Annotated in this window: 1 protein-coding gene; it reads right to left on the minus strand. The window is 70.2% G+C overall.

The features are described 5' to 3' along the window. Positions 1-11: 11 nt before the first annotated feature. Entirely contained in the window at positions 12-1,478 is a 1,467-nt protein-coding gene (locus ABH937_RS38160) for an NF041680 family putative transposase (RefSeq protein ID WP_370220856.1), read from the minus strand. Positions 1,479-1,617 lie beyond the last annotated feature (139 nt).

Raw genomic sequence — 1,617 nt, forward strand, 5'->3', positions numbered from 1 at the left:
TAGCTTGATCTTTAACCTGTGCGGCGGGGGCGAGGGGTGTTGGACTTCTTCGTCTTCTTCGCTGCTGGCTTCGTCGTGCCTGTCTTGCGGGCTGTGTGGACGTCGTGACGTGGGGTCGGTTGGGAGTTCTTGCGGCCGGGAGGCCGCCCGGGGCCCGGGTGGCTGGGTTTCGGTGCACTGGCCGGGTTGGCGGTGTGCGGGCGGAGGTGCCGGAATCCTCGTCGGACGCGGGCGGGGGTCAGGCGTTCGGGCGGCGCGGGTGTCTCCCAGGGGCGGCGGAGGTCGGCGGCGAGCGGTCGGGCGAGGCGTAGTTGGGTGTAGGCGGCCAGGATCAGCCATGTCCAGCGGTCGGCTGCTTCGGGGGTGCGGATCTTCGGGCGGGTCCAGCCCAGGGTCTGCTTGAAGAGGCGGAAGGTGTGCTCGATGTCGAAGCGGCGAAGGAACACCTGCCAGAGCCGGTCGACGTCTGCGGGGGTGGCGTCGGTGCCGGACCACCACAGCCAGACCGGCTTGGGGATGGCTCCGCTGGGTAGGTGGCCGACCTCCAGTCGGATCACGGTTCCCTCGATGACCGGCAGGGTGCCGGCCTCGGCGGTCCAGGAGGAGCGGTGGGTCAGCTTGGGGTGCAGCCGGTCCCAGGAGCGTGCGGTCGCGGTTCCGTAGAGGCGGGTCTCGGTGACGGTCTGCGCATCGGGGACGCCCCAGGTGTCCGGCTGGCCGAAGACGAACTCGCCGCCGTGCCTTGGCGGGCGGCCCGTGGTGCCGGGGAGTCGGGGTGGGCATGCTCGGCGCAGGACGCGGTCCGAGCGCATCCGGGCCAGGACCTGCACGGGCAGGCCGTTCAGGAGGAAGGCCAGGCGTGGGGCGTCGTAGCCGGCGTCGGCGACGACGAGGATGTCCGGGTTGCCGGTCTGCCACTGCCCGGCGTGGATGAGGCGTTGGACCAGGTCCCGCAGTTGCCGTGCGGTGACCGCGGCGGCGTCGTCGCCTGGTGCCAGACGCAGTGCGTCCAGTGGTGCGGTCCACGAACTGCGTCCGGGCTCCAGCGCGGTGATGACCGAGTAGGGCCAGCCCGGGACGGGAATGTGCTGGTCCTTGCCCCTCCCGTAGGTGTGGCACAGGATCCGCTCCGGCGAGGTGTGGGCGTCCGGTCGCAGCCAGCAGGTGATGTCGACGGCCAGCACGAGCCGGCCGTCAGCGGCGCGGGGCAGCGGCACGGCCGCCAGCGCCCGCCGCAGCCGGTCGGCGTCCAGACGCCCGTGGGCCAGAGCGTCGTAGAGGCCCCCGTGGCCTCGCCGGTGCTCGCCCACCAGTGAGAGTTCCACCAGCGACCGGACCGGACCGTCGGCGCACAGCACCGCGTCGGCCAGCTCGAACAACGCATCCGCCCGCCGAGTCAAGCAGGAGTAGAACTCACCCCGGAAGCGTGACAGTTCAGCGAACGCATCCCGTCGGACGCCATCGTGCAGCAGACTCATCCCCACGGCCTTCGTACTGATCGTGTGTGTTCCTTGGTCGGAGCACATGATCAGGCGAAGGCCGCTTCCGCGTACGGCGGTTACCGATACGAGTGATCAAGTTCGACGGCTCGTTCGAGGCGATTGCTTAAAGATCAAG

The sequence above is a fragment of the Kitasatospora sp. GAS1066B genome (assembly GCF_041262605.1).
In the GTDB taxonomy this organism is placed as follows: domain Bacteria; phylum Actinomycetota; class Actinomycetes; order Streptomycetales; family Streptomycetaceae; genus Kitasatospora.

Excerpts from the sequence above, each read along its gene's own strand:
- ABH937_RS38160 (WP_370220856.1), bottom strand. The coding sequence starts at position 1,478 with ATGAGTCTGCTGCACGATGGCGTCCGACGGGATGCGTTCGCTGAACTG.